The organism is Agrobacterium sp. LY4, assembly GCF_001526585.1.
Classification (GTDB): Bacteria; Pseudomonadota; Alphaproteobacteria; order Rhizobiales; family Rhizobiaceae; genus Agrobacterium; species Agrobacterium leguminum.
Genome location: NZ_ASYA01000055.1, coordinates 74,003 through 96,830 on the forward strand (window position 1 = coordinate 74,003; position 22,828 = coordinate 96,830).

Consider the following 22,828-nt stretch of genomic DNA (forward strand, 5'->3'; position numbering starts at 1 on the left):
GCCGGCAAACGCTTATGGTTAACAGAAAGGAAATGTCCCATTTTTTTGCTCCCTCACAACACTTTGCGGCAAGAAAGAGGCGCACTTCCCCATGGTATTAAGTAAAACATGACGGCGCCGGTTCATGCCGGCGCCGTCATGGCAGTCATATCAGTCCAGAAGCGGCGACCATGCCGGATCCGAAGCGAAAGTCGGCGTCTTGATGAGCTGCTCGTTGTAGCCCGTCAGGTCGATCGAATAGAGCTGCGGACCGCCCGCACCGGCGTTCTGGCGGAAGAACATCAGCACGCGGCCGTTCGGCGCCCAGGTCGGGCCTTCATTGTGGAAACCGCTGGTCAGGATGCGCTCGCCCGAACCGTCGGTCTTCATCACGCCGATCGAGAACTTTCCGCCCGACTGCTTGGTGAAGGCGATCAGATCGCCGCGCGGCGACCAGACCGGCGTGGAATAGGAACCATCGCCGAAGGAAACGCGCTGCTGGCCGGAACCATCGGCATTCATGACGTAAATCTGCTGGCGGCCGCCACGGTCGCTTTCGAAGGCGACGCGCTGACCGTCGGGCGAATAGGACGGCGCCGTATCGATCGCCGACGTGTTCGTCAGCCGCGTCGTGGTGCGAGAGCGCAGGTCCATCGTGTAGATATTGGCGTTGCCATCCTGCTGCAGGCTCATGATGACCTTCTGGCCATCCGGCGAGAAGCGCGGCGAGAAGGTCATGCCGGGGAAATTGCCGACGACTTCGCGCTGTCCGGTTTCCAGCTGCAACAGATAAACGCGCGGCTGCTGGCCTTCGAAGGACATGTAGGTCACTTCCTGACGGTTCGGCGAGAAACGCGGCGTCAGGACGATGTCGTTCGAGTTGGTGAGATTGCGGACGTTGAAGCCATCCTGATCCATGATCGAGAGCTGGCGCTTGCGGGCCGTTTTCGGGCCGCTTTCAGAGACGAAAACGACGCGGGTGTCGAAGTAGCCCTTTTCACCGGTGATGCGCTCATAGATGGCGTCGGCGATGATGTGGGCGACGCGGCGCCAGTTTTCCGGCTGGGTAAAGAACTGCTGGCCAGTCATCTGCTGGTTGGCGAACGTATCCCACAGGCGGAATTCGGCGCGCAGGCGGCCATCGCTTTCACGCGTGACACGGCCGGTCACGAGCGCCTGTGCGTTGATGACCTTCCAGTCCTCGAAACGCGGCTGCTGATCCGGATTGCTGATCTTTTCGATGAAGGCGTTCTTGTTGACCGGCGCAAAAAGGCCGGAACGCTGCAGGTCGGCGGCAATGACCGCGGAAACCTGCGCGCCGATGCCGTCGCTCGACATGAAGTCGGTGATGGCGATTGGCAGCGGCTCGACATTGCCTTTGTTGATGTTGATTTCCACCCGCGCAAAAGCCGGTGCGGAGAAAACCGACATGAGGGCCGCAACAGCGAGCACCAGCCGGATCGGCGAAAATATCTTCATGTTGCCAGGCCTTTCAGCATTCATAGCAATTCACTGGGATCGAAGTTCACGACAACTTCGTTCCATGCGTCATATTTGTCGGCAGGAAGGTTGGTGAACGGAGCAGAACGCATGATGGCGCGATAAGCTCCGCCGGAAAGAGCACGACGCGTCCCTTCGGAACCGCCGGTCGCCTCAATCTCGGGCCGACCGATGATGGTTCCATCACGGTCGAGCTTCATAGTGACCCGGACGCGAACGTCCGAGGCATCCGCCATGCCGGGAATGATCTGCCAGTTCTTCTGGATCGCGCCACGCAGCGCATCCATTTCCGTCTGGCTGAGCGTCGAACCGCCCGTCGTCTTCTTGCCGCCAAGCGAGGCCTGCTGGGTGGAGCGCTTGGCGCCGCCGCCCGATGGGGCCTGTTTGTTCAAAAGCGCGGCGATATCGTCAGCGTTAAAATCGCTTTCCTTCGAAGAAGCCGATTTCGCAGTCTCCTGCTTCTTCTCGCCGGGCTTCTTGTCGGAAGGCTTGTCGGTGGACTTCGCCTGATCGGGCTTGGTCTCGGCCGGTTTTTCCGCGGGCTTCTGCTCGGCAGGCTTGGTTTCGGCCTGCTTCGGCTCTTCCGGCTTCGGCGGCTCGGGACGGGAGTTCGGACGCGGCACGTTCTGCGGCACGGGGATTTCGGCCGGTTCCTGCTGCGCGGGCGGCGGCTCTTCGGCCTTGGTTTCCTGCGGCGGCGGCTCCGTCTTCGGCTGCGGTGCGATCTCAGGCTTGGTCTGCGGCAAGGCGGCCATTTCTTGCGGCTTCGGAGCCGAGGTTTCTTCCTTGACGATTTCCTTTACCTCGTTCGCCTTGGTGTCGACGACGGGTTGCGGCTTTTCCTGCTTTGGCGGAGCGGCGGCGCTGATATTGTCGTTGGGCTTGGTGGTCGGCGTCGGCGGCGCGTCAAGATCGACCGTGTTGTTGCCGACATTCTGGGCGTTCTCGACAATATCCGGCCGCGTGGTCGGGACCGGGGCCGATTTTTCCGCTTTCGGCGCGTTCTTGTCGCCCTGCTGGATCTGGCTCAGCTCCTCGATGGGCACCAGTTCCACCGGCAGGGCCTCGGCCTGCGACACGTCAAGCGGCTCCGGCGAGCCCAGGGAAACGAGGGCGAAAGCCAGAAGCGACGCATGCACGATCGCGGATGTGGTAAGGCTGCCCTTCATCGTTTTACGTCAATTGTCCTGTTTCTGCTGGGTCACAAGGCCGATATTCTTGAAGCCCGCCGCCTGGATGCGCGCCATCACATCGGCAACGACGCCGTAAGCGGCAACGGAATCCGCGCGCACGAAGATGCGTTCGTTATAACCTGTCGTGGCGATTGCCTGCAGCTTGTCGGCCACTTCGGCCGCCTGGATTTCCGTTTCCTGCAAATGGATCTGGCCATTGGCGTTGACGGAAATGGTGATCGGCTGCGTGTCCGAGTTCAGCGCATTGGCGGATGTCTGCGGCAGATCGATCGGCACGCCGACCGTCATCATCGGCGCCGCCACCATGAAGATGATGAGCAGCACGAGCATGACGTCGACCAGCGGCGTCACGTTGATCTCGCTTATCGCGCCGCCCCTGCGTCGTCCGCCGCGCCCCCGGCGTCCACCGGAACCGCCGCCGCTGCCACCTGCTGACATACCCATATCATTTACTCCATTTTGCCTTGCGGCAAATTACTGCACAGCATGCGGCCACTTACTGGGCGGCCTGCCGCGTCTGAAGTTTTTCATCGATCTGGCGCGACAGGATCGCGGAGAACTCGTCGGCGAAACCTTCCATGCGGGCGGAAAGCTTGTGCGCGTCGGCCGTGAACTTGTTGTAGGCGATAACCGCGGGAATAGCCGCGACAAGGCCGATGGCGGTCGCCAGAAGCGCTTCGGCGATACCCGGCGCCACGACCGCAAGGTTGGTGGACTTCGAACCGGCAATCGCCTGGAACGAGGTCATGATACCCACAACCGTACCGAAGAGACCGATGAAGGGACCGGCCGAACCGATGGTGGCGAGCGAACCGAGGCGCGCCTCGTATTGTTCGCTTTCTCGCGCCATGGTCACGTCCATCGCCCGGTCGATGCGCATCTGCAGACCGATGGGCGAGCGTGCGCCGCGCTCGAAGGATTTCTTCCATTCGCGCATGGCGGAAACGAAAATCGCCGCAAGACCGCCATTCTGGCGCTCCGCCAGCGTGCGATAAAGCTCTTCGAGCGACTGGCCAGACCAGAAGACCTGTTCGAACTGGTCGAACTGGCGTCTTGCCTTGCCGAAGCTCACATATTTGTCAAAGACGATCGCCCACGTCCAGACCGAGGCGGCGATAAGTCCGATCATCACGAGCTTCACGATGAGGCCCGCCTGCATAAACAGTGCCCAGAGACTTACATCGTGCGTCGCCGCTGCCAAACCTGCCTGTTCCATAAATATCCAATCCCCGAATCCAAACGCCCGGTACGGGACCGGGCGATTCAAACGCGTGTTAACGCTCGAAGTCCTGCGGCAACAGCCGCCAACCCCTTAGCCATACCCCGATACTTGCCAGTAAGCCTTACTTGCCAATAAATTTGGTGAAAGGAAGGCGTGCGCCGCACAAATGCCAGTTGCTAAAGTAAGACACCATTATGGTTAAAGGAGTGTTACAGCCGGGCCACGCCGGATGGATTTACTGGACCGGGCCGTCAATTACTTCAGGAATTTTTCCGCCACTGTCTCCGGAAGACGCCTTGGGCGACCATTGGCGTTGATGACGGCGATGATGACCTTGGCGGCGACCAGCAGCGTTTCGCCGCGCCGGATTTCCTGATTGAGCACCATTTTCGCGCCACCGGCTTTCTCGGTAACGGTGGTGATCGTCAACACGTCATCCATCCGCGCCGGGCTTTTGAAATCGATCTCCATGCGATGCACGACGAAGACCAGACCTTCTTCGTCAGCGGTCAGAAGCGCGCTTTGTTCGCAGCCGAGGCAACGCAGGTAGTCCGTGCGGCCGCGCTCGAGAAAATGCAGGTAACGCGCGTGATAAACGAGGCCGGAGAAATCCGTATCCTCGTAATAGACACGCTGCGTCAGGCGGTGGCCATGTTCGATAAGCTCACCCGAAAGCGAAACCACAAGCTCGCTCATACTATCTCCTTGGGAATTTCAACTGCATCGCGACGTCCTTCGCGGACGATAAGATGCTCATGCCGTTGCGGCAGCGCCTCGATACGCTCCGCGATGAAACGGGGCCTCAGATCGCTCTTCAGAAGCGCGGAAGGCTGCGCGGGCAGCCAGCGGAACTCCACTTCGACGCCATCCAGCACCCGATGCACGATATCGCTTTCATGGAACGGCAGGGGCTGGCGAAGCGAAACGAGATAATAAAATCCGAGTTCATGCGCCGCAAAATCGTCATAGGCGAAAAAATTCTCGGCCGACCAGAGAAGACGCTCGACCGAGCAATCCCGGTCAAGCTCCTCGCCGATCTCGCGGATGATGGTTTCCTGCGAGCTTTCGCCGATTTCGGCCCGCCCGCCGGGCAAGGCCCAGTAACTGTCCTTCGCACCGCGCTGGACGAGAACATGGCCGTTCTGAAAGATCAGCGCCGCCACGCGCATGCTGAAAAGCTGCGGTTTCCGGTCCAGCCGGATCATGTGGCGTTCGGGGGCAGAGGTCATTTATCGTCCAGGTCGCCGTCATGCCAGACGAGGTGTCTCGTGGCCTTCGGCAGGTGCTCTATTTCGTCGGCGATGAAATAGGGCGGAATATCAAGCTCCGTCAATGCCTGACGGGTTGCCACAACCCAGCGGAACTCCAGTTCGTTATCGCCGTCCTGAACGCGGTGAATGATATCGGTCGGATGAAAGGCCAGCGTCTCCGGCAGGTCCATCAGGTAATAAAATCCGAGTTCGTGCCAGTCCTTGCCTTCGTAGTGAAAGAAATTTTCGACCGCCCAGAGAAGCCGCCCGATCTTGGCCTCGACGCCAAGCTCTTCCACCATTTCGCGCGCCAGCGTTTCTTCGGAGCGTTCGCCCATTTCGGCACGGCCGCCCGGAAAGGTCCAGAATTTTTCATGCGACGCCCGGTGCACCAGCACGTGGCCATCGCGAAACGCCAGTCCCGCCACCCGCATCTGGAAAATGCGCTTCGGCTTGAACTTCATGCGGATACGGGTGTCCTGCTTGGTATCGTGTGTCATGGCGCTGACCTGCGGGCTGGAAACATCAAATCGGTTTCCGTCCACCCTAGCGCATCCATCTCTTCTTTTCTTGCTTTTGCGTCATCTCCCACAATGAATTCATCCAGTTGCGGCGGCTTGATCGCTGTGCCGGACAACATCGCATGCGCCTGCCCGCGATGATGCGTCTGGTGCTGGAAGAGATGCGACAGAACATCGTCGCAGCGATCCTGCTGGATACGCGCGCCGCGATGGATATTGACGTTAGCCGCAAGGCCGTCTTCATCGAGACTGTCGACAAATGCGATCAGCACCTCGTCCAACTCCGTCTGGGCGACACGCAGATCCGCCATGGTGGCGAAAGGCTCTTCTTCGGCAAAGGCCGCAAGGCCAAGTGTGCCACCCTGCAGGGCATCGATATAAAAAAGGTCGACGGTGTAGATGTGGTTCAGCGTCGCGCGCAGCGTTGGAAAGAAACTCACACGAGAGGCGACGAACGCTTCCTGCGAAAGCTGAAGACAAGCCTGATGCAGCCGAAAATTGGCCAGCCTGTTGTTGCGCGCAAGTTTGCGGAAGACCCGCAGCGGATCGTAAGACATGAAGGCTCCTCCATTGCCGCCGAAGGACGGCGTCGTTCAATCGACGCGTTCCAGCTCCGATCTGCTTTTCAGAACACTGGCGCCGTCTTCCTGCTCGATCAGATAGGCGGGCTCCTGCCTGCTCGCTTTCCGCTTTATTCTGGAGCCGGCGATGGTGCGTTCGACATCATCCGTGAAAATCTCGACGATTTTACCTTCACCGGTACCACTGCCCCAGTTCCATCGGACCTTCGTGCCCTTGCGATACACCGACATGATCATCTCCGTGCCAAAGACGATCAAATGCCGGCACACTGGGCTTGTTCCCTCAATCCTCCTCCAGCGTCAGCCGGAACTGCGCCGCCTCAAGATCCTTCGGCGGCTGCATCCCCAGATGTTTCCAGGCCGTGCCGGTCAGAATACGGCCGCGCGGCGTGCGCTGGATGAAGCCCTGCTGGATCATATAGGGTTCGATAATATCCTCGATGGCGTCGCGCGGCTCCGAAAGGCCGGCGGCGATGGTTTCGATGCCAACCGGGCCTCCGCCGAAATTGACGGCGATCATGGTCAGATACCGCATGTCGAGCTGGTCGAGACCCATTTTGTCGACCAGAAGCCGGGTCAAAGCCTCATCGGCGATCTCGCGCGTGACCGCTTCCGCCCGCGCCACCTCGGCGAAATCGCGCACGCGGCGCAATAGCCGTCCGGCGATACGCGGCGTGCCGCGGGCACGCCTTGCCACCTCGCGCGCGCCCTCGTCGGTCATGTTCAGCCCCATCAGCCGCGCGCCGCGCCGGACGATCAGTTCCAGTTCGTCGACGGTGTAGAAAGCCAACCGGACGGGAATGCCGAAACGGTCGCGCAGCGGCGTCGTCAAAAGCCCAAGACGGGTCGTCGCGGCGACAAGGGTGAATTTGGAAAGATCGATCTTCACCGAACGTGCCGCCGGTCCTTCGCCGATGATGAGGTCGAGCTGGAAATCCTCCATTGCCGGATAGAGAATCTCTTCCACCGCCGGGTTGAGACGGTGGATTTCATCGATGAAGAGTACGTCGCGCTCCTCGAGATTGGTCAGAAGTGCGGCAAGATCGCCCGCCTTGGCGATGACAGGGCCGGATGTCGACTTGAAGTTGACGCCAAGCTCCTTGGCCATGATCTGCGCCAGCGTGGTCTTGCCGAGACCGGGCGGGCCGACGAACAACACATGATCCAGCGCTTCGCCACGGTTCTTGGCCGCCTCGATAAATACCTTGAGATTGGCGCGGGCCTCCGCTTGGCCGGTAAAATCGTCCAGCGATTGCGGACGCAGGGTGGTGTCGATGTCCTCACCGCGCTTGTCCGCCGAAATCAGTCTGTCCGCATCGCTCATTCAGGGCATTCCATTGTTCTAAACGAATTCATGAGGTGGTCTTCGCCGCTATATCATGACTGTCACGCCAAGGCGCTTCACGAAATTCAACATCGCGCCCGAACACCATGTGTACCGCGCCCGGCCTACCGCGAAAGCTCTTTCAGCCCGAGCCGGATCAGCTTGGCGCTGTCGCCGCCCTCCCCGCCGTTCTTCAGTGCGGCGGCAACCGCATTGGCGGCCTGGTCACGCGAATAGCCGAGATTGGTGAGCGCGGAAACGGCATCCGCTACCGGCGCGGACGCGACGCCTTCGCCAAGCTCCTGCTTGAGGCCGATTGAGGCGGAAGCCTCTCCCGCAAAGGCCGGAGCCTTGTTGCGAAGCTCGGTCACAAGACGCACCGCCACCTTTGGCCCGACGCCCGGCGCGCGTGAGATCATCGTTTTGTCCTGTAGCGCGATGGCATTGGCCAGTTCGGAGGGCGACAGCGTGGAAAGAACGGCCAAGGCCACTTTCGAGCCCACGCCCTGCACGCTTTGCAAAAGATTGAACCATTCCCGCTCCAGCGCGGAGAGAAAGCCGAAGAGCTTCAGCTGGTCTTCACGCACATAGGTTTCGATGAACAGCACCACCGCCTCCCCGACGGAGCCGATTTTCGACAGCGTGCGCGCCGAACAATAGGCGACGTAACAGACGCCGTGCACATCCACCAGCACATGGTCCGCGCCGATTTCCTCGATGCTGCCCTTCAGTTTTCCGATCATGATGCCGCCCGCTGCAATGAGACTCTAAATATTCAACCGGCCGCCAGCAGTCGCCGCATCCTGTCACCGCCGCGATTGTGGGCGTGGCAGATTGCGATGGCGAGCGCGTCCGCCGCATCGTTACCCTTGAATTCGGCCTTCGGCATCAGGATTTTCAGCATCATGTGAATTTGCTGCTTTTCGCCGTGCCCTACACCGATCACGGCCTTCTTGACCGCGTTCGGCGCATATTCGAAGACCGACAACCCTGCGCGTGCCGGAACCAGCATGGCTATGCCGCGCGCCTGGCCGAGTTTCAGGGTCGCAACCGCATCCTTGTTAACGAAAGTCTGCTCCACCGCCGCTTCATCGGGCTGATGGCTGTGCACGATATCCGCCAGCCCGTCATGCAGCTGGCAGAGCCGCGAGGCCAGATCCATATCGCCGTCCGACGTCACCGTGCCGGAGGCGACAAACCGCAGGCTGTTGCCGAGGGTGTCGATCACCCCCCAGCCGGTGCGCCTTAATCCGGGGTCAATGCCGATGATTCGAATCGTCTTTTGCATGAGGCACCTTATCTTTCCGGCTGCGACCCTGCCAGCGATAAGTGAACAAAACGACAACATTCATCAAATTTGCAGTGCAGCATTTACCTCTGCTTAAACCGCGTACCGCATTGTTCCCCCACAAAACCAAAAAAAGGGGAGCTGCGGACATGATGATCCGCAGCATAATATTTGAGCCATATCAGCCATCCGGTGGCGCCACATGCTTGGCGCGGGAACTGATCCGGCATTGGGGGCTGCATCGGCCATGCTGAACCGTTTTCATTCCATATCCACCAAAGTGCTGGCGATTTTCCTGGCGCTGATGGCGATCTCGACCGGGGCTCTGACACTTCTCGGCTATCAAAGCAGCAGCGGCGTTCTCGAAGAACAGGCGTCGAAATCCATGGAGAGCATTCTCGTCTTTCGCGGCGACATGCTTCAGGAGCGTCTTGAGCAGCTGAAAACGCAGGCGGATTCCATTGCCAAGATCGAATCCCTGCAAATGGCTGTCGTCTCCATGCGCAGCGGCTGGGCGACCGTGCAGAAGAACTCCGGCGACGCGAGGGCGGAACTGCAGCGCGTCTTCGTCAAGGAAAACCCCTTTGGCGAAAAGGAAAAGCTGATCAAGCCGGAAAGCCCGAGCGGCTTTTATTATTCCACCCACGAAAAGACCCAGACGGATATTGGCGGTTATCTGCAGGGAACGCCGTTCAGCGACGTTCTCTTCATCGATCCCGCAGGCACGGTCTATTACTCTTACCTGAAAGGATCGGCTTTCGGGGAAACCGTCACAGGCGGCGCCTGGGCGGAAAGCGGCCTCGGCGCGGCTTTCGCGCGTGGTGCCGCGAATGCCGAAAAGGCCGTAAACGACGTAGCGCAGACCAGCTTCTCCGGCCTGCGCATCGATGCCGCCACGAAAGAAGCCGGCATTTATTTCGGCGTTCCAGTCGTCAAGTTCGGCGCGTTCAAGGGCATCGTCCTCTTCCGGGTCAAGGAAGAGGTCTTCAGCCAGATCCTCACGAAGGGTGTGACGGCCGGCAGTTCCGAACAGTCCGCGATCGTTTCCGCCGATGGCAAGGTTATCGGCGTGGAGGGCAACAGGCTGGTCGGCCTCGATCCGGCAATCTATGGTTTCCATGGACAAGCGCTGAATACGACGGGCATGACGATTGCCAAGATCGACCGTGCGGATGGCGAGGCCAATGCCTATGCCCGCCCCTTCTCCTTTGCCGGGGAAAAATATCTCGCGGTGGAAAGCATGCTGCGCAGCGAATTGAATGCGGGCTCGGTTTCGATTGCCGGCACGCTTGCCGTGATCGGCCTTTGCGTTCTGGCGGCCATGTGCGCGGCCACGGCCTTTTTCGCGCGGCGTCTCTTTGCACCGCTGGAAAAGCTTGCAGGATTGACCGGCGAAGTGGCCGCAGGCCGTCTCGATGCGGAGATCGGCAATCAGGACCGAAAGGACGAGATCGGCCGCATGGCGCAGGCGCTCGGCAGTTTCCGCGAAAAGCTCATCCTGCAGCGGGAGATGGAAGAAACCGCATCACGCACGCGGGAGGAAGCCGAAACGGCCCGCCGCGCGCATCTTGCGGAACGGGAGGCCGAGGCCGGCACCCTGCAGATGGTCGTGCATTCCCTGGATGAAGGTCTGGACCGGCTGGCGAACGGCAACCTCGCCTATCGTATCGAAACCGTCTTCCCCGACGATCTCGAAAGCCTGCGTCATAACTTCAACACGGCGCTTTCCCGGCTCAGCGAAACCATGCAGGCCATCGGCGGCAACTCCGCCGCAGTTCGTGGCGGTTCCGAGGAAATGCGGGTGGGCGCCGACCAGCTCGCCGAACGCACCGAGCGGCAGGCAGCTTCCATCACCGAAACGGCAAGCGCCATCAAGGCGATCACCGAAGCCGTTCGCGACCAGATCGAACGCGCCGAACTGGCAACGCGGATCGCCCGCGACGCCAGCGCGGAGGCCACGGCATCCAGCCGCGTGATGGAGCAGACCATCGCCGCCATGGAAGCGATCCAGACCTCATCACGCCAGATCAACCAGATCATCGGCGTCATCGATGAAATCGCCTTTCAGACCAATCTTCTCGCCCTCAATGCCGGCGTGGAGGCAGCCCGCGCAGGCGAAGCAGGCAAGGGCTTTGCGGTCGTGGCGCAGGAGGTGCGCGAACTGGCGCAGCGTTCGGCAGCGGCCGCAAAGGAGATCACCAGCCTGCTGAAACGCTCCACCGACGAGGTTTCCGCCGGCGTGGCGCTGGTGGAAAAAGCAGGCACGTCGCTTTCCGGCATCGGCAAGCATGTGCAGACCATCAGCGCGCGCATCGAGGAGATCATGGACTCCACCCGCGAGGAAGCGCACACGCTCTCGGAAATCAACAGCACCGTCGCCAGCCTCGACACCATGACCCAGCAGAATGCCGCCATGGTGGAAGAAACGACGGCCGCCATTCACAATCTCGCCTCCGAAGCGGGTGAAATGGACGGCAGGCTTGGACAATTCACGCTGGCTTCCGACCGGGATGCGGCAGGCAATCACAACGCCCGACAAATTCGGCGGGCAGGCTGAAAAAGCAAAGGGGCCTCTCCGGAGGCCCCAATTTTTTTGAACCATCCTTCAATTCTGCGCGACTTCACTGGTAAATCGGGACACGCGCCTTACATCCGCAGCAAAGATTTAAATTTCGCAGGAGCGTCGGATGATCCCCTTTTCCATTCTCGACCTTTCGCCCATCGGCGAAGGCGAGAGCGTCAGCGAGGCGCTTGAAAATTCCCGCCGAATGGCGATCAAGGCCGAAGAACACGGCTATAACCGCATCTGGCTGGCGGAGCACCACGGCATGCCGGGCATTGCCAGTGCGGCGACATCGCTCGTCATCGCCCATGTGGGCGCGGCCACGAAACATATCCGCGTCGGTTCCGGCGGCATCATGCTGCCCAACCACTCCCCGCTCGTCATCGCCGAACAATTCGGCACGCTTGCGGCGCTGCTTCCCGGCCGTGTCGATCTCGGTCTCGGCCGTGCGCCTGGAACCGACATGCGCACGGCACGGGCGCTGCGCCGCAATCTCGATGCCGGCGCGGAAAATTTCCCGCACGATATCGTCGAACTCCAGCGTTACCTCGGCCCGCCGCAGCAGGATCAGGCGATTCTCGCCGTGCCCGGCATGAATTCGAATGTGCCGATCTGGCTGCTCGGCTCCAGCACCTATAGCGCGCATCTCGCCGCAGCCCTCGGCCTGCCCTATTCCTTCGCCTCGCATTTTGCCCCTGACATGCTGATGGAAGCGATCCATATCTATCGCGAGCGCTTCCAGCCCTCCGAAGTGCTGGACAAGCCCTATGTGATGGTGGGTGTGATGGGGGTCGGCGCCGATACGGACGAGGAGGCGCAGCATCTCTTCACCTCGTCGCAGCAGCAATTCGTCAACCTGCGCCGCAACGTGCGCACGCAGTTTCCGAAGCCGGTGCACAGCATGGACGATTACTGGAACGAGATGGAACGTTTCTCTGTCGAACACACGCTGCGTTTCGCAGCCGTGGGCTCGCCTGAGACGATCCAGCGCCATCTCGACGGTTTCCTGGCGGAAACGCAGGCGGATGAGCTGATCGTTTCCATGCCGATCCATGACATCGAAAAGCGGCTGCGATCCGTGGAGATTTTTGCCGCCGTGCGGACCTCCATAAAGAAGGCCGCCTAAACAAAAAGCCCCGGAGCGGATCGCTGCCGGGGCTTTTTTGAAAGACGTCAGGCGGAAAGCTTGGCGAGAATTTCTTCGGACACTTCGAAGTTGGAATAGACGTTCTGTACGTCGTCATCGTCTTCGAGATTGTCGATGAGCTTCATCAGCGACTGCGCCTTTTCTTCATCCACCGGCACCGTGTTCTGCGGCTTCCAGATGGCCTTGACGCTTTCGGCTTCGCCCAGCACGCCTTCCAGCGCCTTGGAAACCTCGTTCATCGCTTCGAAACCGCAGATGATGGTGTGGCCGTCTTCGCTGGATTCGACGTCGTCGGCACCGGCCTCGATGGCGGCTTCCATGACCTTGTCGGCATCGCCGACTTCAGCCTTGTAGGAGATTTCGCCAACCCGGTCGAAGGAGAAGGAGACCGAACCGGTTTCGCCAAGCGCACCACCGGCCTTGGTGAAGATGGAGCGAACGTTGGAGGCGGTGCGGTTGCGGTTGTCCGTCAGGGCCTCGACGATGACGGCAACGCCGCCCGGGCCGTAACCCTCGTAGCGGACTTCGTCATAGTTTTCGCCATCGGCGCCGGAGGCCTTCTTGATCGCGCGCTCGATATTGTCCTTCGGCATGGACTGGGCCTTGGCGTTCTGGATTGCCAGACGCAGGCGCGGGTTCATGTTCGGGTCGGGCATGCCCGTCTTTGCCGCAACGGTGATTTCGCGCGCAAGCTTGGAAAACATTTTGGACCGCACGGAGTCCTGCTTGCCCTTGCGGTGCATGATGTTCTTGAACTGTGAATGACCAGCCATGGAAAACCTGATTGTCGTAATTTGGAGATTGCGGGCCTTATAAGTGCGATAGCCGCGCCATTCAACCCCGCAAGCGCTTTCTCTTGCCGCAACAACAGAAGGAACTGATTTATCCGCTCTTCGTTCTGATCATGAACGCGGCGGAACAGGGCATTTTTCCTCCGTCGCAGCATGAGACCCAAAGGAGAAAACATATGGTCAGCCTGACTGAAGCACGAGAAGCACCGGCCCGCCAGCTATGGGACGAGATCAATTCCGTCCATGCCGGCATGCTCGGTCTCGAAGGACTGCACAACCACATGCAGCCCATGGCGCCTCATGCTGACCCCAAGACCAACACCATCTGGTTTTTCTCCAAAAAAGACACCGATCTGGTAAAATCGCTGAAATCCGGCTCCCGGGCGCATTTCTGCGTGGTGGGCAAGGATCATGACTACCACGCCTGCCTTTCAGGCATCCTCGAAGCGCGCGACGACAAAACCAAGATCGACGAATATTGGAACTCCGTCACGGCGGCCTGGTACGAACATGGCAAAAGCGACCCGCAACTGACCATGCTGGCGTTGCATGTCGACGATGCCGATATCTGGGCTTCGACGGACAGCACGCTGAAATTCGGCTGGGAAATCGCCAAGGCGAACATGTCGGATGACAAGACGCCTGACGTCGGCGTCCGCCAGCACCTCACCTTTGCCTGAGAAACGGCTCTCCCCGGCCCTCCTCGCCTGTCGCCATGCTACATGCCCTTCGGCACCAGTATCTGCGGCTGGCGGGGAAGGTTCCTCATCGAAACCCGGATCACCGGATCGGTCGCATAGGCAATGCGGAAACTTTCGCCGAACATCGTCAGAAACTGCTCCAGCGGCGGGCCGGTGCGGTGCATCGGCAGGATAAGCGCGGAGCGCAGACGCTTGACCACCCGGCTCATGCTGTCGGCACCCATGGTCAGCCCGCCATCCACCGGCACCATCAGCACATCCAGACGGCCGATCTCGGCATAATGCGTATCCGTCAACTCATGATGCAGATGCCCGAGATGGCCGATGCAAAGCCCGGCAACCTCGAAGATGAAGATGGAATTGCCGTTCTCCTGAAAGGACTCGTAATCGCCCCAGCGGTTGCGGATATCGGTTGCGACATTGCGGATATAGACATCGCCCACCAGAACCTTGTGCTCGGCCTTTTCTCCCGGCGTATCGCTCCAGCCATGCAGCACATATTGAATGGCCGGGTCCGGACTGAGGGTAAAATGCGTCGAATGCGCCCGGTTCATCGTCACCACCGTCGGCGTGACGGGCGGACGATAGACGCCGTTATAATCGGTGGCGATGGTCACACCGCCGGGGCTTTCGATCAGATAGGTGGAATGGCCGATGAAGCTGATCTTCACCTCTTCCTTCGCCGTCGCCTGCGCCAGCTGAACACCCGACGGATTGAAGCTCGCGAACATGACGCCCGGAATGTTGCTGGCGATCGCCTGGCACTGGCTGACGGGAGGACGGCTCGCCGTCTGGGAGAAGGCCGCTCCCGAACAGGCGATCAGCCCCGCTATTGCAAGCATTAGCACGCGCAGCATCATGCCACTCCCCTGAACTTGCGAAGCTGAGAGGATGGGACAGGTTTTGGCGAGCGTCCAGTTACAAGAGCAACGGAAGGCTTACACTCTCGTCATTGTGAACGCTTCGGGGAAGATTAAACCCAGAAGGATGGCAGGGTTTCCGAAAGTCGCGGTCCGATGCGCAGCGGCGCAATCTTTTCCGCAAGTCCGGTTCGGTCGGAAATCTCAACGCCGACACCGCAGATCGTTGCAGGTCCGCTCGCAGCCTCGAAACGGCCCTTCGGCATTTTGGAAATGAAGCGGTTGATCGGCTCTTCCTTCTCCATGCCAAGCGAACTGTCATAATCGCCGCACATGCCGGCATCCGACATATAGGCGGTTCCGCCGTTCAATATCTGGGCATCGGCGGTCGGAACATGGGTGTGGGTGCCGACAACGAAACTAGCGCGCCCATCAACGAAATGGCCGAAACACTGTTTTTCGCTGGTCGCTTCCGCGTGGAAATCGAAAATGATGGCGTCGGCCTGCTCCTTCAGCGGGCAGGCGGCAAGAATGTTTTCCGCCGACTTGAAGGGGTCGTCCAGTTCCGGATGCATGAAGACCCGGCCCATGATGTTGGCGACGAGCACACGCGCGCCGTTGCGGGCATAAAAAATTCCCGAGCCCTTGCCCGGCGTACCGTCAGGATAATTGGCGGGCCGCAGGAACTGGTCGTGGCGCTCGCAGAAGGAAACCGCTTCCTTCTGATCCCAGACATGGTTGCCGGTGGTCACCACATCGGCGCCAGCATTGATGGTCTCGAGATAGATATCCTCGGTGATGCCGAAACCGCCGGCAGCGTTTTCACCGTTGACGATGACGAAATCCAGCTTCAGGTCGGAAATCAGCCCCGGCAACCGCTCCCAGACAGCCGTGCGTCCGGTCTTGCCAACCATATCTCCGAGAAAAAGAAGTCTCATTCACCGCCCCGTTTTGCGTATGTTCTTTGGATTTCGTCCCTCTAGCGGGTAATCCGTCTTTTAAAAAGTGCTAAAGCGCCGTTTGCCCATTATCAGACATCAACGGCTGGCCGGAAAACCAGCGCAGGCCGCTCTCCGTCAAAATGGCATGAAGCGGCACATCGTGGGGTTCTGCCGGTACCGACGGCACTTCCTGACAGTCAAAGGCGACGCCGATGAGAATGGGAAACCGACCTTTGCCATGCAATCGCGCAATGGCGCGGTCATAATGGCCCGCGCCATAACCGACCCGCTGACCTTTGCCATCGAAGACGGAAAGAGGCACGAGCAGAATATCCGGATCGAGAACCTCCGCATCCTCGCCCGGCCCGGTCGTGCCGAAGCCGGTCTTCACCAGCGGCGTATCCGTTTCAAAGGCGCGGAAGACAATGGTTTCACGATCCAGCACAACGGGCAGGACGAGACGCCCGCCCCTTGTCCGCAACGCTTCCATCAGCGGCCGGGTATCGGCCTCGGAGCGGATCGGCATAAAGCCGGAAATTACGGTGCCCGGTGCAAAGGGGATGCCGGAGGCGCCATGGGCCGTTATGGACTGGCTCTTCTGCTGGCGCTCCGCCAGCGTCAGCGCATCGCGCGCGGCGAGCCTTTCGCCGCGCAGCCTTGCTTTTTCGGCAACGTCACCGGGCATCAGGCGGCCCGGCTCACGAGAACCTTGTCGATACGATGGCCATCGAGATCGATAACCTCGAAACGCCAACCATTGCGGGTGACATGCTCGCCCAGTTCCGGCAGGCGGCGGAACTCGTCCAGAACCAGACCGGCAACGGTTTCGAACTCGGCATCCTCGTCGATCTGGAAACCCATGCGATAGGCGAACTCGTCGGCGGGCATCCAGCCGGCGACGAGGAACGAACCGTCCTCGCGCTCGACCATGGCCGGCTCCTCGTCATCATCTTCCTGGAACGCGCCGGTGATGGCTTCCAGCACGTCGCCGGAACTGATGATGCCTTCGAAATGGCCGTATTCGTCGTAAACCAGCACCATATGGACGGTGGAGCGACGCAGCGACTGGATGACATCCACCGCGCTCGTCAGATCCGATACGACCGGCACTTCCCGCAGAAGCTCGCGAATGTTGAGTTCCTTGCCGGAAGCGAGCGCATCGAAAGCGTCCTTGGCGAAAAGCACGCCGAGAATTTCATCCGAGGCGCCGTTGCGCACCGGCAGGCGCGAACGCTGCGTCTGTCGAAGCTGCTCGCGGATTTCTTCGGCGCTGTCTTCGATATCGACCACTTCCACATCGCGTCGCGGCGTCATCAGGCCGCGCGCATTGCGGTCGGCAAGGCGCATGACGCTGGTGATCATCGCCGATTCCTCGGTCTCGATCACGCCAGCACTGTGGGCTTCGGCCAGAACCGTGCGGATTTCATCGTCGGTGACCGACGCGTTGGATTCACCGCTATGGCCGAGAAGCGCCAGAACGGCCTTGCCCGACCGGTCGAGCAGCCACACCAGCGGCGCGCCGACCTTGGACAGCAGCATCATGGTGGGGGCGACGCGGGCGGCGACCTTTTCGGGATCACGCAGCGCAATCTGCTTGGGCACCAACTCGCCGACGATCAGCGACAGATAGGTGATGGCGACGACCACCGAGCCGACGCCGAGCGCATCGGCGGCACGGTCGGGAACGCCCTGCTCCAGAAGCCACGCCGTAAAGCGGGCACCGAGCGTGGCGCCGGAAAAAGCGCCGGAAAGGACGCCGACCAGCGTGATGCCGATCTGCACCGTGGAAAGAAAGCGTCCGGGATTTTCGGAAAGGCTGAGCGCCATTGTGGCGCCCTTGCTGCCTTGTGTGGCAAGCACTTTGAGCCTCGCCGGTCTGGAGGAGACAACGGCAAGCTCGGACATGGCAAGCACACCGTTCAATACGGTGAGCAGGACCACGATCATAATTTCAGTAAACAAGTTTAGCTCTTTGGGCTGTTGAACGGCACGTCGCGGTTTTGACCGCAGCGCCCTTTTTTAAAGGGCATGACAGACATACCAATCCGGATAATAGGGAATTGTTCCGCCATTGCAATGACGGCAATATAAAAAAGCCGCGTCCGGCAGTTATGAAAAATGACTGTCGAATATATCAAGGATACAGGAAAGCCCCGGAGGTTGATCCGAAACTTCAAGCGCGATCCACGGCGACCGATGGAGATTTACGATCCTGGGCGCCTACAAAAGTAGGTGGGCACCGTGTGTCCAGCCCCACGGGACTGGCCAGGGACAGCTCCCTTTGGATCGAGTATGGCCCCAGGGATTGTGGTTCCTGTCGGGAAGCGCAGAACGCATAGAAGATATAGGACGGATCGGAGAAAACCGCCAGAGGGCAGCGCGCGAAATTTTGCCGCCTCAGAACCGTTCAGGCCATCAATGCGCGGCGGGCTTCGGCCGCGCCAGCAGTTTTTCGGTGATCCCGTTCAGGCGGTCGGCCAGATCGCCGATGGCGAGCGCCACCATCTCGTCCGATTTCGCCCGGTGCTCGGCCATGCCGTCGCGGTTGCGGGAAAGGGATGCGACCTCACCTTCCAGCTTCTCGATCTTGCGATTGAGTTCGGAAAGCTCGTCCATCACCATGATGCCCGCCATGACGGTCAGGCGAAGATCGCCGATTTCACCGAACTGGCTCTTGAGGTGCCCGACATACCGGTCGAACCTCGTTGCGAGATCAGTCAGATGGTCTTCCTGCCCCGCCTCGCACGCCATGCGATAGGCCTTGCCGTCGATCATAACTGTGACTTGCGCCATGAGCCCGCTCCTATCGATCCAGCACCGCGCGGATCGTCTCCATCGCCGTCACCAGCCGGCGGGAAACCTCGCGATTGACTTCTTCAAGACGATTGGCGCGAAACTCGGCCTGATCCAACTCGTGCGCGAGCCTTGCGCGGTCGACATGGACCCGCTTGACCTCGTTATCGATCTCGCCCGTCTCCCTTTGCCGCTCGATACGCATATCGATGGCATTTTCGAGATTTGTGATGGCAGCATTCAGCTCCGTCAGCGCAGATTGTACGGTCTTGTCAGCCGACATCGTTTTTTCCAACTCGCACGCCACCGGCCGAATCGTCCGGTTTCAGGCCTTTTCAACAATCACGAGGTTATTACCCGATTTACCATCCCGTCAATCAAACCAGTGCATTGAGACGTTTTGCTCTGTGGATGAACGAAGAGGCGGCAGCGCCTATCGCACGGATTTTGTCAGGATGCCCGATTTTCTAAACGATTTTTTCTCCTTCAGCGAACCGCAAACGCCCGTGGATTTATTGACTTGCCGGCCTCACCTGCTATGGATCAACCCGCTTTTTGGATAGTTGCGTAAAACTATCTCCTTTCACCCGGAAACAGACGGAAAAGCCATGATTTCTCGCGACAAACACAACCGGATGGCAAATGCGATCCGATTTCTTGCCATGGATGCAGTGGAGAAGGCCAATTCCGGCCATCCCGGTCTGCCGATGGGCGCCGCTGATGTCGCCACCGTTCTCTTCACCCGTTACCTGAAATTCGATCCCAAGGCGCCGCTCTGGGCGGATCGCGACCGCTTCGTGCTGTCAGCAGGTCATGGCTCGATGCTTCTTTACTCGCTGCTTTATTTGACGGGCTACGAGGACATGACGATCGACGAGATCAAGCGTTTCCGTCAGTTCGGTTCCAAGACCGCCGGCCACCCCGAATACGGCCACGCGACCGGCATCGAAACGACGACCGGCCCGCTCGGCCAGGGCATCGCGAACGCCGTCGGCATGGCAATCGCTGAGCGCAAGCTGGAAGAGGAGTTCGGTTCCGACCTGCAGAGCCACTTCACCTATGTGCTTTGCGGCGACGGCTGCCTCATGGAAGGCATCAGCCACGAAGCCATCGCGCTTGCCGGCCACCTGAAGCTCAACAAGCTCGTTCTGTTCTGGGATGACAACAACATCACCATCGACGGCGAAGTCGGCCTCTCCGACAGCACCGACCAGATCGCCCGCTTCCAGGCCGTTCACTGGAACACCATCCGCGTCGACGGCCACGATCCGGACGCGATTGCAGCCGCCATCGAAGCCGCGCAGAAATCCGACCGCCCGACCTTCATCGCCTGCAAGACCGTCATCGGTTTCGGCGCGCCCAACAAGCAGGGCACCCACAAGGTTCACGGCAACCCGCTCGGCGCCGAAGAAATCGCCGCCACCCGCAAGCACCTGAACTGGGAAGCCGAAGCCTTCGTCGTTCCGGAAGACGTGCTCGATGCATGGCGTCTTGCCGGCCTGCGCTCCACCAAGACCCGCCAGGACTGGGAAGCCCGCCTTGAAGCCGCTGAAGCCGGCAAGAAGGCCGAATTCAAGCGCCGCTTCGCCGGCGACCTGCCCGGCAATTTCGACAGCGCCATCGATGCCTTCAAGAAGAAGATCATCGAGAACAACCCGACCGTCGCCACCCGCAAGGCCTCGGAAGATTCGCTCGAAGTCATCAACGGCGTCCTGCCGGAAATGATCGGCGGTTCGGCTGACCTGACGCCATCCAACAACACCAAGACCAGCCAGATGAAGTCCATCACGCCGACGGACTTCTCCGGCCGTTACCTGCATTACGGCATCCGCGAGCACGGTATGGCGGCGGCGATGAACGGCATCGCGCTCCATGGCGGTCTCATTCCCTATGCCGGCGGCTTCCTGATCTTCTCGGATTATTGCCGTCCCTCGATCCGCCTTGCAGCGCTCATGGGCATCCGTGTCGTCCACGTTCTGACGCATGATTCCATTGGCGTCGGCGAAGACGGCCCGACCCATCAGCCGGTGGAGCAGATCGCAGCCCTGCGCGCCATTCCGAACCTGCTCGTCTTCCGCCCGGCGGATGAAACCGAGACGGCGGAATGCTGGCAGCTGGCTCTCGAGCAGAAGCATCGTCCTTCCGCGCTGGCCCTTACCCGCCAGAACCTTGCGCCCTCGCGCAAGGAATATGAAGAGAAGAACCTGTCTGCTTACGGCGCTTACGAACTCGTCTCCGCCAGCGACGCCAAGGTTTCGATCTTCGCATCTGGTTCGGAAGTCGAAGTGGCGCTGAAGGCCGCCGCAACGTTGAAGGACAACGGCGTTTCCGTCCGTGTCGTTTCCGTCCCCTGCTTCGAGCTTTTCAAGGAACAGCCGGAAACCTATCGCAACGCCATCATCGGCAAGGCTCCGGTCAAGATCGCGGTCGAAGCCGCCATCCGCCAGGGCTGGGATTATTTCATCGGTAACGACGGTGCTTTCGTCGGCATGCACTCCTTTGGAGCGTCCGCGCCGGCGAAGGATCTCTTCAAGCACTTCGGCATCACGGCGGAAGCCGTCGTCGCCGCAGTCGAGGCAAAACTTGCGTGAGGGCTTCCCAGGCCCTCACCATTCAGCAAAGACCACGCCCATTCTTGTTCGGGAGACTGTAAATGACTGTAAAAGTTGCCATTAACGGCTTCGGCCGCATCGGCCGCAACGTCCTGCGCGCCATCGTCGAATCCGGCCGCACCGATATCGAAGTCGTTGCCATCAACGACCTCGGCCCGGTGGAGACCAACGCCCACCTGCTGCGCTACGATTCGATTCACGGCAAGTTCCCGGCCGATGTGAAGGTCGAAGGCGACACGATCATCGTTGGCGGCGGCAAGCCGATCAAGGTTACGGCCGTTCGCGATCCGGCAACGCTGCCGCACAAGGAACTCGGCGTCGACATCGCGCTGGAATGCACGGGTATCTTCACCGCCCGCGACAAGGCCGCAGCACACCTGACGGCCGGCGCAAAGCGCGTCATCGTGTCTGCTCCGGCTGACGGCGCAGACCTCACGGTCGTCTTCGGCGTCAATGACGACCAGCTGACGAAGGACCATCTGGTCATTTCCAACGCGTCCTGCACCACCAACTGCCTCGTGCCAGTCGTGAAGGTTCTCGATGACGTCGTTGGCATCGACCATGGCTTCATGACCACGATCCACTCCTACACGGGCGACCAGCCGACGCTCGACACCATGCACAAGGATCTGTACCGCGCCCGCGCCGCAGCCCTTTCCATGATCCCGACCTCGACGGGCGCCGCCAAGGCCGTTGGCCTCGTTCTGCCGCACCTCAAGGGCAAGCTGGACGGCACCTCGATCCGCGTTCCGACCCCGAACGTTTCGGTCGTCGACTTCAAGTTCATCGCCAAGCGCGACACGACGGTCGAGGAAATCAACGAGGCGATCAAGTCTGCCGCCAATGGCAAGCTGAAGGGCATTCTCGGCTATACCGAGGAGCCGCTGGTTTCCCGCGACTTCAACCACGACAGCCATTCCTCGATCTTCGCTATCGACCAGACCAAGGTCATGGAAGGCAAGTTCGTGCGCGTTCTGTCCTGGTACGACAACGAGTGGGGCTTCTCCAACCGCATGTCGGACACGGCCGTCGCCTTCGCGAAGACCATCTAAGCAAATATCACTTTCGTAAAAACCGGCAGGAGCGATCCTGCCGGTTTTTGTTTGCCTAAAAATGCCGGCGGGAATGAGGGATCCCGCCGGCATTGATCCAGAAGCAAGGCGGGGCGCTTCGGATCGAAAACCGTCACTGGCCAAGCGACGATGCAAGCCGTCCCTCAACCAGCCGGAAGAGGTGCGCGCATTCGTCATTTTCTATTGTTGATAATGACCGGACCGGAATTGCCGGCACTGCTCCAGATCGTATCGAAAGTCTGTTGCCTCAATTCGCTTTGCTGCATGGAAAGTTTCATCATGCAGTCGGCGAAATCCCGCGAGCCTTCGTAATAGCCGAAGACGCGACAGCGCTCCCGTTGCGCGGCCATGTTTTCTGCCGTCTGCTCCGTACTCGAGCAACCCGAAACTATCGGGCCGGCCGCCAGCAGCATCATAAAGGTAGATATCCGTTTCATCCGATCGCTCCGATCATGGGGAAAAGCAATTCGGAGGCGAGAACTAACGCAG

25 protein-coding genes and 1 other RNA gene are annotated in these 22,828 nt (G+C 60.0%); 5 read left to right on the top strand and 21 right to left on the bottom strand.

Translation table 11 applies throughout. From position 1 onward, the window contains the following. Positions 1 to 150 precede the first annotated feature (150 nt). The 12 genes from tolB to ruvC all read right to left on the bottom strand — a co-directional run bounded on the left by tolB (position 151) and on the right by ruvC (position 8,858). Positions 151 to 1,458 carry a Tol-Pal system beta propeller repeat protein TolB gene (gene tolB, locus L904_RS26255; protein WP_003523242.1) on the bottom strand — a complete coding sequence of 436 codons (1,308 nt, stop codon included), beginning with the start codon at positions 1,456 to 1,458 and terminating at the stop codon, positions 151 to 153. 20 nt (positions 1,459 to 1,478) lie between these two features. Further along, positions 1,479 to 2,648 (bottom strand): cell envelope integrity protein TolA, encoded by a 1,170-nt coding sequence (locus L904_RS26260; RefSeq protein WP_003523241.1) that lies wholly within the window; start codon positions 2,646 to 2,648, stop codon positions 1,479 to 1,481. 9 nt (positions 2,649 to 2,657) lie between these two features. Beyond that, positions 2,658 to 3,116, bottom strand: coding sequence for a protein TolR (tolR, locus tag L904_RS26265; RefSeq protein WP_003523240.1), 459 nt, complete (start codon positions 3,114 to 3,116; stop codon positions 2,658 to 2,660). A 52-nt stretch (positions 3,117 to 3,168) separates the two neighbouring features. Continuing rightward, positions 3,169 to 3,888 carry a protein TolQ gene (gene tolQ, locus L904_RS26270; protein WP_003523238.1) on the bottom strand — a complete coding sequence of 240 codons (720 nt, stop codon included), beginning with the start codon at positions 3,886 to 3,888 and terminating at the stop codon, positions 3,169 to 3,171. A 261-nt stretch (positions 3,889 to 4,149) separates the two neighbouring features. Then, entirely contained in the window at positions 4,150 to 4,590 is a 441-nt protein-coding gene (ybgC, locus tag L904_RS26275) for a tol-pal system-associated acyl-CoA thioesterase (RefSeq protein ID WP_020812213.1), read from the bottom strand. After that, a complete protein-coding gene (locus tag L904_RS26280; protein ID WP_020812214.1) occupies positions 4,587 to 5,123 on the bottom strand; it encodes an NUDIX hydrolase in 537 nt (178 codons plus the stop codon). The genes ybgC and L904_RS26280 overlap by 4 nt, the downstream gene beginning before the upstream one ends. Beyond that, positions 5,120 to 5,644, bottom strand: a complete 525-nt coding sequence (locus tag L904_RS26285) for an NUDIX hydrolase (protein WP_020812215.1) — start codon at positions 5,642 to 5,644, stop codon at positions 5,120 to 5,122. The genes L904_RS26280 and L904_RS26285 overlap by 4 nt, the downstream gene beginning before the upstream one ends. Next, positions 5,641 to 6,222, bottom strand: coding sequence for a DinB family protein (locus tag L904_RS26290; RefSeq protein ID WP_020812216.1), 582 nt, complete (start codon positions 6,220 to 6,222; stop codon positions 5,641 to 5,643). The genes L904_RS26285 and L904_RS26290 overlap by 4 nt, the downstream gene beginning before the upstream one ends. A 36-nt stretch (positions 6,223 to 6,258) precedes the next feature. Beyond that, on the bottom strand, positions 6,259 to 6,477 hold the full coding sequence (locus L904_RS26295; RefSeq protein WP_080657615.1) for a DUF2945 domain-containing protein: 219 nt from the start codon (positions 6,475 to 6,477) through the stop codon (positions 6,259 to 6,261). Positions 6,478 to 6,529: 52 nt separating this feature from the next. Beyond that, positions 6,530 to 7,570: a Holliday junction branch migration DNA helicase RuvB gene (gene ruvB, locus L904_RS26300; protein WP_031234297.1), complete on the bottom strand. Its 1,041-nt coding sequence runs from the start codon at positions 7,568 to 7,570 to the stop codon at positions 6,530 to 6,532. 125 nt (positions 7,571 to 7,695) lie between these two features. Then, positions 7,696 to 8,313 (bottom strand): Holliday junction branch migration protein RuvA, encoded by a 618-nt coding sequence (gene ruvA, locus L904_RS26305; protein ID WP_035263130.1) that lies wholly within the window; start codon positions 8,311 to 8,313, stop codon positions 7,696 to 7,698. 32 nt (positions 8,314 to 8,345) lie between these two features. Then, positions 8,346 to 8,858: a crossover junction endodeoxyribonuclease RuvC gene (gene ruvC, locus L904_RS26310; protein WP_020812218.1), complete on the bottom strand. Its 513-nt coding sequence runs from the start codon at positions 8,856 to 8,858 to the stop codon at positions 8,346 to 8,348. A 247-nt stretch (positions 8,859 to 9,105) separates the two neighbouring features. On the opposite strand from ruvC, the gene L904_RS26315 reads away from it, so the two are divergent. Both L904_RS26315 and L904_RS26320 read left to right on the top strand, forming a co-directional pair. Further along, a complete protein-coding gene (locus L904_RS26315; protein WP_020812219.1) occupies positions 9,106 to 11,415 on the top strand; it encodes a methyl-accepting chemotaxis protein in 2,310 nt (769 codons plus the stop codon). A gap of 130 nt (positions 11,416 to 11,545) precedes the next feature. Further along, positions 11,546 to 12,547: an LLM class flavin-dependent oxidoreductase gene (locus L904_RS26320; RefSeq protein WP_031234298.1), complete on the top strand. Its 1,002-nt coding sequence runs from the start codon at positions 11,546 to 11,548 to the stop codon at positions 12,545 to 12,547. 47 nt (positions 12,548 to 12,594) lie between these two features. On the opposite strand, the gene L904_RS26325 is transcribed toward L904_RS26320, so the two are convergent. Continuing rightward, a complete protein-coding gene (locus L904_RS26325; RefSeq protein ID WP_003523214.1) occupies positions 12,595 to 13,341 on the bottom strand; it encodes a YebC/PmpR family DNA-binding transcriptional regulator in 747 nt (248 codons plus the stop codon). Positions 13,342 to 13,535: 194 nt separating this feature from the next. Between L904_RS26325 and L904_RS26330 the strand changes: the two genes are divergently transcribed. Further along, entirely contained in the window at positions 13,536 to 14,039 is a 504-nt protein-coding gene (locus L904_RS26330) for a pyridoxamine 5'-phosphate oxidase family protein (protein WP_031234299.1), read from the top strand. A gap of 38 nt (positions 14,040 to 14,077) precedes the next feature. Here the strand turns inward: L904_RS26330 and L904_RS26335 are convergent, their stop codons facing one another. The 7 genes from L904_RS26335 to L904_RS26365 form a co-directional block, all read right to left on the bottom strand. Next, positions 14,078 to 14,920, bottom strand: coding sequence for an MBL fold metallo-hydrolase (locus L904_RS26335; RefSeq protein WP_020812221.1), 843 nt, complete (start codon positions 14,918 to 14,920; stop codon positions 14,078 to 14,080). Between the two features lie 113 nt (positions 14,921 to 15,033). Further along, positions 15,034 to 15,858 (bottom strand): TIGR00282 family metallophosphoesterase, encoded by an 825-nt coding sequence (locus L904_RS26340; protein WP_020812222.1) that lies wholly within the window; start codon positions 15,856 to 15,858, stop codon positions 15,034 to 15,036. Between the two features lie 70 nt (positions 15,859 to 15,928). Further along, positions 15,929 to 16,546 (bottom strand): 5-formyltetrahydrofolate cyclo-ligase, encoded by a 618-nt coding sequence (locus tag L904_RS26345; protein ID WP_020812223.1) that lies wholly within the window; start codon positions 16,544 to 16,546, stop codon positions 15,929 to 15,931. Next, complete coding sequence (locus L904_RS26350; protein WP_020812224.1) at positions 16,546 to 17,808, bottom strand: hemolysin family protein; 1,263 nt, start codon at positions 17,806 to 17,808, stop codon at positions 16,546 to 16,548. Before L904_RS26350 ends, L904_RS26345 begins: the two co-directional genes overlap by 1 nt. 230 nt (positions 17,809 to 18,038) lie before the next feature. Continuing rightward, positions 18,039 to 18,197: non-coding RNA, 6S RNA (gene ssrS, locus L904_RS26355), on the bottom strand. 79 nt (positions 18,198 to 18,276) lie between these two features. Further along, positions 18,277 to 18,654, bottom strand: a complete 378-nt coding sequence (locus tag L904_RS26360; RefSeq protein ID WP_003523207.1) for a cell division protein ZapA — start codon at positions 18,652 to 18,654, stop codon at positions 18,277 to 18,279. A 10-nt stretch (positions 18,655 to 18,664) separates the two neighbouring features. After that, positions 18,665 to 18,937 (bottom strand): DUF4164 domain-containing protein, encoded by a 273-nt coding sequence (locus L904_RS26365; RefSeq protein ID WP_035263131.1) that lies wholly within the window; start codon positions 18,935 to 18,937, stop codon positions 18,665 to 18,667. Positions 18,938 to 19,262: 325 nt separating this feature from the next. Between L904_RS26365 and tkt the strand changes: the two genes are divergently transcribed. Then, a complete protein-coding gene (gene tkt / locus L904_RS26370; RefSeq protein WP_020812225.1) occupies positions 19,263 to 21,245 on the top strand; it encodes a transketolase in 1,983 nt (660 codons plus the stop codon). A gap of 62 nt (positions 21,246 to 21,307) precedes the next feature. After that, positions 21,308 to 22,318, top strand: coding sequence for a type I glyceraldehyde-3-phosphate dehydrogenase (gene gap / locus L904_RS26375; protein WP_003506200.1), 1,011 nt, complete (start codon positions 21,308 to 21,310; stop codon positions 22,316 to 22,318). 194 nt (positions 22,319 to 22,512) lie between these two features. On the opposite strand, the gene L904_RS26380 is transcribed toward gap, so the two are convergent. Further along, positions 22,513 to 22,755 carry a hypothetical protein gene (locus L904_RS26380; protein WP_020812226.1) on the bottom strand — a complete coding sequence of 81 codons (243 nt, stop codon included), beginning with the start codon at positions 22,753 to 22,755 and terminating at the stop codon, positions 22,513 to 22,515. Positions 22,756 to 22,828 lie beyond the last annotated feature (73 nt).

Coding starts and splice junctions, on each gene's coding strand:
- tolB (WP_003523242.1), bottom strand. CDS start 1,458: ATGAAGATATTTTCGCCGATCCGGCTGGTGCTCGCTGTTGCGGCCCTC.
- gap (WP_003506200.1), top strand. CDS start 21,308: ATGACTGTAAAAGTTGCCATTAACGGCTTCGGCCGCATCGGCCGCAAC.
- L904_RS26360 (WP_003523207.1), bottom strand. CDS start 18,654: ATGGCGCAAGTCACAGTTATGATCGACGGCAAGGCCTATCGCATGGCG.
- L904_RS26325 (WP_003523214.1), bottom strand. CDS start 13,341: ATGGCTGGTCATTCACAGTTCAAGAACATCATGCACCGCAAGGGCAAG.
- L904_RS26290 (WP_020812216.1), bottom strand. CDS start 6,222: ATGTCTTACGATCCGCTGCGGGTCTTCCGCAAACTTGCGCGCAACAAC.
- L904_RS26335 (WP_020812221.1), bottom strand. CDS start 14,920: ATGATGCTGCGCGTGCTAATGCTTGCAATAGCGGGGCTGATCGCCTGT.
- L904_RS26315 (WP_020812219.1), top strand. CDS start 9,106: ATGCTGAACCGTTTTCATTCCATATCCACCAAAGTGCTGGCGATTTTC.
- L904_RS26365 (WP_035263131.1), bottom strand. CDS start 18,937: ATGTCGGCTGACAAGACCGTACAATCTGCGCTGACGGAGCTGAATGCT.
- L904_RS26285 (WP_020812215.1), bottom strand. CDS start 5,644: ATGACACACGATACCAAGCAGGACACCCGTATCCGCATGAAGTTCAAG.
- L904_RS26320 (WP_031234298.1), top strand. CDS start 11,546: ATGATCCCCTTTTCCATTCTCGACCTTTCGCCCATCGGCGAAGGCGAG.
- ruvC (WP_020812218.1), bottom strand. CDS start 8,858: ATGCAAAAGACGATTCGAATCATCGGCATTGACCCCGGATTAAGGCGC.
- tkt (WP_020812225.1), top strand. CDS start 19,263: ATGATTTCTCGCGACAAACACAACCGGATGGCAAATGCGATCCGATTT.
- ybgC (WP_020812213.1), bottom strand. CDS start 4,590: ATGAGCGAGCTTGTGGTTTCGCTTTCGGGTGAGCTTATCGAACATGGC.
- L904_RS26340 (WP_020812222.1), bottom strand. CDS start 15,858: ATGAGACTTCTTTTTCTCGGAGATATGGTTGGCAAGACCGGACGCACG.
- tolR (WP_003523240.1), bottom strand. CDS start 3,116: ATGGGTATGTCAGCAGGTGGCAGCGGCGGCGGTTCCGGTGGACGCCGG.
- L904_RS26330 (WP_031234299.1), top strand. CDS start 13,536: ATGGTCAGCCTGACTGAAGCACGAGAAGCACCGGCCCGCCAGCTATGG.
- L904_RS26260 (WP_003523241.1), bottom strand. CDS start 2,648: ATGAAGGGCAGCCTTACCACATCCGCGATCGTGCATGCGTCGCTTCTG.
- L904_RS26380 (WP_020812226.1), bottom strand. CDS start 22,755: ATGATGCTGCTGGCGGCCGGCCCGATAGTTTCGGGTTGCTCGAGTACG.
- L904_RS26280 (WP_020812214.1), bottom strand. CDS start 5,123: ATGACCTCTGCCCCCGAACGCCACATGATCCGGCTGGACCGGAAACCG.
- ruvB (WP_031234297.1), bottom strand. CDS start 7,570: ATGAGCGATGCGGACAGACTGATTTCGGCGGACAAGCGCGGTGAGGAC.
- tolQ (WP_003523238.1), bottom strand. CDS start 3,888: ATGGAACAGGCAGGTTTGGCAGCGGCGACGCACGATGTAAGTCTCTGG.
- ruvA (WP_035263130.1), bottom strand. CDS start 8,313: ATGATCGGAAAACTGAAGGGCAGCATCGAGGAAATCGGCGCGGACCAT.
- L904_RS26345 (WP_020812223.1), bottom strand. CDS start 16,546: ATGCCCGGTGACGTTGCCGAAAAAGCAAGGCTGCGCGGCGAAAGGCTC.
- L904_RS26350 (WP_020812224.1), bottom strand. CDS start 17,808: ATGATCGTGGTCCTGCTCACCGTATTGAACGGTGTGCTTGCCATGTCC.
- L904_RS26295 (WP_080657615.1), bottom strand. CDS start 6,477: ATGTCGGTGTATCGCAAGGGCACGAAGGTCCGATGGAACTGGGGCAGT.